The following is a 6281-nucleotide window of genomic DNA, read 5'->3' as shown; positions in this document are numbered from 1 at the left end:
AGCGGCATCCCATCCGCGTAGGGCGCCGACAGATCCGACAGGGCCTCGAACGGAACCAAGGGCAACGCGTCAACACGGCGGCCGGGCTCCTCTACCGCACCGCGCAGAAGGGTGAGGAACCCGTCTCGCATCCGCTCCATCGTGTCCCGCTGGAACAGGTCGCGGGCATAGCCGAACGATCCGCGCAGCGCCCCGCGGGCTTCCGTCACCGTCTCCAGCACGAGATCGAACTGGACGTTGCCGGTCCCGCGTCCGAAGGGCGAGACCGTCAGGTCGCCGATCTCGAACCGTCCCGGCCCCTCGACGCGGTGGCTGTGCATCACCTGGACGACGGGGGTGTGGCTCACGGTCCGGCGGGTCTGGAGCGCTTCGACCAGTCGCTCGAAGGGCAGGTCCTGGTGGCCTTGAGCATCCACCATAGCGTCGCGCACGGCCCGCACATGGTCGAGGACGCTCGCGCCCGGATCGACGATGACCCGGATCGCCAGGGTGTTGACGAAGAGACCGACGAGCCCTTCCGTCTCCGGCCGGTTTCGGTTGGCTACAGGGATGCCGATGCGCAGGTCCGCCTCACCGGTATAGCGCCGGAGGACCAGGGACAGGATGGCGAGGAGGACCATGGCACTGGTTGCGCCGGCCTGCCGCGCCAGGGCTTCGAGCCCGGTCGCTACATCGGCATCGAGGGTGAAATCCACCGCCGCTCCCCGGAAACTCTGAACCGCCGGGCGGGGCCGGTCGGTGGGTAGCGGGATCACGGTCTCGGTGGCCCCGAGGCGCTCGCGCCACCAGGAAAGCTGGCGGTCGAGCTCGCCGGCCTCCAGCCAATCGCGCTGCCAGCGTGCGTAATCGGCATAGGCGATGGGCAGCGCGGGCAAGCCAGCGGCCTCGCCCGCCGCATAGACGCGCATCAGCTCGGCGAGCAGGATCTCCACCGAGCGGCCATCCGAGACGAGGTGGTGCATCGTCAGGAGGAGGACGTGGCGCTCGGGCTCCATGCGGACCAGCACGGCTCTGAACAGGGGCGGTGCCGCCAGATCGAACGGGCGCCGGGCCTCCTCGCGGGACAGGGCGGCGAGGCGCTCCTCTGCGATATCGCGATCCGACGTCTCGAGCGAGACATGCCGCAGGCTCGCCGCGACCACGGCCAGGGTGACGGCCTCGACCCCGTCGCTCTGGCCGGCACGGAACCCCGTCCTCAGGGCCGGATGCCGGGCGACGAGGGCTTCGAAAGCCCGTCCCAGGGCATCGCCATCGAGCGTCCCGACGAGGTCGAGCCCGCCCGCGATATGGAGCAGGGCGGCGTCGCCTCCCATCCGACCGATGAGCCACAGCCGCTCCTGCGCGTAGGACAGGGGCGCGACCCTCTCGGGGCCGGTATCCTCCTCCCGCGCGACGATCGGCAACCGGGCGAAATCGATACCCCGGGAGGCCAGGGCGTCGAGGAAGACGCGGCGCTTGTCGGCGGAGAGCCGGCCGAAGCGGCGGCTGAGATCGGTCGCCTGGGGTGTGGCTTGGTCGGCGGGGCGGGCGGTCATTCAGGCCTCCAGATCGGCGAGGAGGGCGTCCATGTCGGACAGGTCGTCCGCCTCGTCCCGTCCGTCGCCCGCCGTCTCGTTCGACGTCACCGCGAGGGCATAGCCGCGCAGGGTCGGCGCTTCGAACAGGGCGCGGATCGGCACGGTGGCGCCGAGGCGCTGCTTCACCCGCATGGCGAGCTGTGCGGCGGTGAGAGAATGGCCGCCGAGGCCGAAGAAGTCGTCGTCGCGGCCGATTGCGTCCACTTCCAGCACCTCGCGCCAGATCTCCGCGAGGGCGACCTCCATCACCCCCTCCGGCTCGGCCGAGGCTCGCGAGAGGGTTAGCGGCGCGGGCAATGCGTGAAGGTCTAGCTTGCCGTTCGGCGTGAGGGGAAAGGACGGTACAGACACGATATGGGCCGGGACCATATAGCTCGGTAGCCGGCGAAGTAGAACTTCACGCAAGCTCGCCTCGTCCACCGGCGTGCCGGTGACATAGGCGACGAGCTGCTTGTCCCCCGCCGTTTCGCGAAGCACGATCGCGGCATCGGCGATACCGTCCTGCGCCCGCAGGGCGGCGGCGATCTCGCCTGTCTCGATCCGGAAACCGCGCAGCTTCACCTGTCCGTCGGCCCGCCCGAGATAGGCGAGCGTGCCGTCCGGTCGGCGAAGGGCGAGATCGCCGCTGCGATAGAGCCGTCCGCCCGGAGGGCCGAACGGATCCGGCACGAAGCGTTCGGCCGTCAGCGCGGCGCGCCCGAGATAGCCCTGGGCCAAGCCGGCACCGCCCACATGGATCTCGCCCGTCACCCCGTCGGGAACGGGATCGAGGGAATCGTCGAGCAGGTGCAGGGTGAGGTCGGGCAACGCCTCGCCGATGGGGCTGTCGGCCCTCTGCGCGTCGCCGGCGGCGAGAGGCCGGTAGGTCACGTGAACCGTCGTCTCGGTGATGCCGTACATGTTCACGAGACGCGGCACCGCATCGCCGAACCGGTCGAACCAGGGCTTCAGTCCGGCGACGTCGAGGGCCTCTCCGCCGAACACGACGTGGCGCAGGGCCAATCCTTTCGGGCGGGCGACGGCCGCCTGCATCAGCGGCCGGAAGGCGGAGGGGGTCTGGTTCAGCACCGTGACGCCCTCGCGGACGAGGAGATCGAGGAACGCATCCGCCGCTCGCGTCACCTCACGCGGCACCACGACGAGGCGCCCCCCATGGCAGAGCGCCCCGAAGATTTCCCAGACCGAGAAGTCGAACCCGTAGGCATGGAACAGGGTCCAGACATCGTCCTGGCCAAAGCCGAAATCAGCCTGCGTGGTGGTCAGCAGGCGCGCAGCGTTGGCATGGGTGACGACGACGCCCTTCGGCTGTCCGGTGGAGCCCGAGGTGTAGATCACATAGGCCGGCTGATCGGGATGAGGCGCCGGCGGCAGGGGGGTGTCTCCGTCCTCGGTCGCCGCCGCTTCGTCGAGGAGGATCGGCTGGGGACCACCCTCGGGCAGGCTCGCGGCGAGGCCCATGGTGGTGAGCACGTGTCGGGCACCGGAATCGACGAGCATGAACTCGATACGCTCGGCCGGATAGCTCGGATCGAGGGGAACATAGCCGGCTCCGCTCTTCAGGATCGCAAGGATCCCGACGATGAGCGAGAGCGAGCGCTCTGCGCAGAGTCCCACGAGATCACCGGGGCGCACGCCTTCACGGACGAGACGCCGGGCAAGACGCGTCGCTCTGGTCTCGATCTCCGCATAGGTCGCCCGCTCGCCCTCGAAGGTGACGGCCACCGCGTCCGGCCGCACCCTGGCGTGTTCCGCGATCCGCAGATGGATGGCGGGTTCGACCGGGGCCGTGCGGCTGTCGGCGGCCCGGCGTCGGGCCTGCTCTATCTCCTCCGGCAGGACGAGGGAGAGCGTATCCACGGGCGCGCCAGCCGCATCCATGACGGTGTCGAGGATGTGCAGCAGCTGCGCATTGAGGCGGTGGATATCGGCCGGGGAAATCCGGGCCTGATCCACGCTCCAGTTGAGGCGCGGCGAGCCGTCGAGAAGAAGCGACAGGGTCAACGGGACGTCGGTGGCCTCCAGCGTCGTCACCGGACCGAATTCCAGCCCGCCGAGGCTGCGCTCGCGGACGACGGCGTCGAGAGGATAATTCTCGACGACGAGCAGGCTGTCGAAGAGCGGCTGTCCGCTCCGCCCGGCCCAGGTCTGGATATCAGCGAGGGAGGCGAGATCGTGGTCCCGCAGGGCCGCCGCCTCGGCCTGGAGCCGGCGCAGCCAGTCCGAGACCGGACGCCGTCCGCCAAGTTCGACGCAGCGCGGCACCGTGTTGATGAACAGGCCGAGCACCTCGTGCATCCCGCCATCGTCCGGGGGACGGCCCGACCCGGTGATTCCGAACGCCACGCTCTTGCGTCCGGTGAACCGGCCCAGGGTGAGCGCCCATGCGGCTTCGAACACCGTGTTCAGGGTCACCTGCTCACGCCGGGCGAAAGCATGGAGACGGTCGGTGCGGGCTTCGCCCAAGACCGTATCGATGGCGATGTGGCCGCTCGCCCCTGCCACGCCGGACAGAGCCGGGGAGATGAGGCTGGGCGCGTCCAGCGGGGCCAGGGCGTCACGCCAGAACCGCTCGTCGCCGCCGCGGTCGCGTGTCGAGAGCCGGGCGAGATGGTCGCGGAACAGGCGGGACGGCGGCGCGATCGTCTCGCCCGCATAGTCGCGGAGCACCTCGGAGATCAGGCGGGCATTGCTCCATCCGTCGAGGAGGAGGTGGTGGCAGGTCCAGATCAGCCGATGCCGTCCCCGGCCGAAATCGACGATGAGGAGACGCATCAGCGGCGGCCGGGACAGGTCGAAGCCTTGGGCTCGCTCGGCCTCGGCGATCGCAGCGAGATCCGCGTCGGTCGCGTCCGGCCGGTCGAGGCGCGTGACCGTCAGGTCCGCAGAGGCATGGACGACCTGCAAGGGAGCGTCGAATTCGTCCGTCCAGTGGAAGCTGGTGCGCAGGATGGGATGGCGCGCCACGCTCGCCCGCCACGCCGTCGCGAAGCGCTCGGGATCGAGGCCGCCCAGGGTGACGCCGAGTTGATTGACGTAGAGACCGGCCCCCGGAGCGGCGAGCGCGTGGAACAGGATCCCGCCCTGTGTCGGAGTCAGCGGGTAGAGGTCCTCGATCGTCCACCAATCGAGGCCGAGGCCGTCGAGTTCGTCCTGGGTCAGGCCCGCGAGGGCGAAATCCGATGGGGTCGCGCCGCCGGCAGCCTCGTCATGGCCATGCACAGCGAGGGCATCGAATGCGAGCCTGAGGAGGTCGATCAGTCGTTCGATGGTCGGGCCGTCGAAACGGTCCCCGCCATAGCCGAGGCGCAGGGTGATCGCTCCCTTGCCCTGGTAGCTGTCGACCACGAGTTCGGAGCCCAGCGGAGCGGCGGGATCCGCCGACAGCCGCATCGCCTCGGTGTCGAGAGAGAACAGGGGCCCCGCATCGATATCGGCGACGGTGCCGAGGTGATTGAAGGTCACCTCCGGCCATGGCAGCGCGGACAGGCGCTCACGTTCGGTCCGTGACCCGAGATAGCGCAGGAGCGAGAAGTCCGTGCCGTCGCCGGGAAGCCGACGCAGGGTTTCTTTCGTCGCCTTTAGATCGCGCGCGATATCGCCCGAAACCGTCAGGCCGACCGGCACCAGGGTGGTGAACCAGCCGACGGTCCTGTCGAGGGGAAGATCCGCCGCGTCGCCGTCCCGCCCGTGGCGTTCGAGCGTCACGCCGAGCGTGGGATGCTTCGTCCAGGCGGCGAGGGCCCGTGCCAAGCCCGACAGAAGCACCTCGTCGAGGCGCATCCGATAGGTTTTGCGCAGACGATCGAGGCCGGCCACGACAGAAGAATCGAGGGCCAGATGGGTCGCTCGTGCGTGACGCTGATCGCGCGGAGCATCGGGATGGTCGACGGGAAGCCGGGCGGTCGAGCCTGAGAGCGCGCTGATCCACGCCTCGGTCTCCGTCCCGATCTCCGCCGCATGGTCGCGCAGGCGATGGGCCCACGACCGGAACGGCGTCACGGGCGCGAGGGCCGCATCGCCTCGGTAGAGCAGGTCGAGGTCCGAGACGAGGATGCGCCAGGAGACGGCATCCACGACGAGGTGATGAGCAGTGAGCAGCAGGCGCTGGCGTCCGCCGGGAAGGTTTGCCAGCACAGCGGCGAAGACGCGCCCATCCGCGAGGTTGAGGCTGCGCTCGGCGGCGAGGAAGCAGGTCCGCGCCTCGTCATCGCTCTCCACTTCGACCACCGAAAGCGGATCGGCGAGGCGAGCCGGCGAGACCGGCTCCTGAAACCACGCGCCTTCCGCGTCACGACCGAAGGCGTAGCGCAACGCCTCGTGATGGGCGACGAGGGCCGTCAGCGTCTCTCCGAGACGGTCGGCATCGAGATTCACGCGGGCATCCAGCTCGACGGACTGGTTCCAGTGGTCGCGCTTCGGCATCGGTTGCTCGAAGAACCAATGCTGGATCGGCGTAAGGGGGGCGGGGCCTTCCGGCACGCGGATCGTGGCCGCCGGTCCTTCGACCAGCGTGATGGCTTGGGCGAGTGCCGCCACGGTCTGATGCTCGAAGATCTGGCGCGGCGTCGCGGCAAAACCCGCTTCGCGCAGGCGGGCGACGATCTGAAGGCTGAGGATGGAATCGCCGCCCGCCTCGAAGAAGTTCCGGTCGGGGGGGATGGCGGGGAGGCCGAGCGCCTTGGCCCAGATGTCAGCCACCACGGT

2 protein-coding genes are annotated in these 6281 nt (G+C 69.6%); both read right to left on the bottom strand.

Going from position 1 to position 6281, the window contains the following annotated elements:
- The coding region (locus tag AC0IXR_RS24925) for a condensation domain-containing protein (protein ID WP_471762582.1) at positions 1 to 1535 on the bottom strand (1535 nt) is incomplete at its 3' end.
- The coding region (locus AC0IXR_RS24920) for an amino acid adenylation domain-containing protein (RefSeq protein ID WP_471762581.1) at positions 1536 to 6281 on the bottom strand (4746 nt) is incomplete at its 5' end. It lies immediately after the preceding gene.

It is taken from the genome of Methylobacterium sp. AC832 (assembly GCF_979256025.1).
Note: the sequence above shows the minus strand (reverse complement) of the source record. Positions and strands in the feature narration are given on the sequence as shown.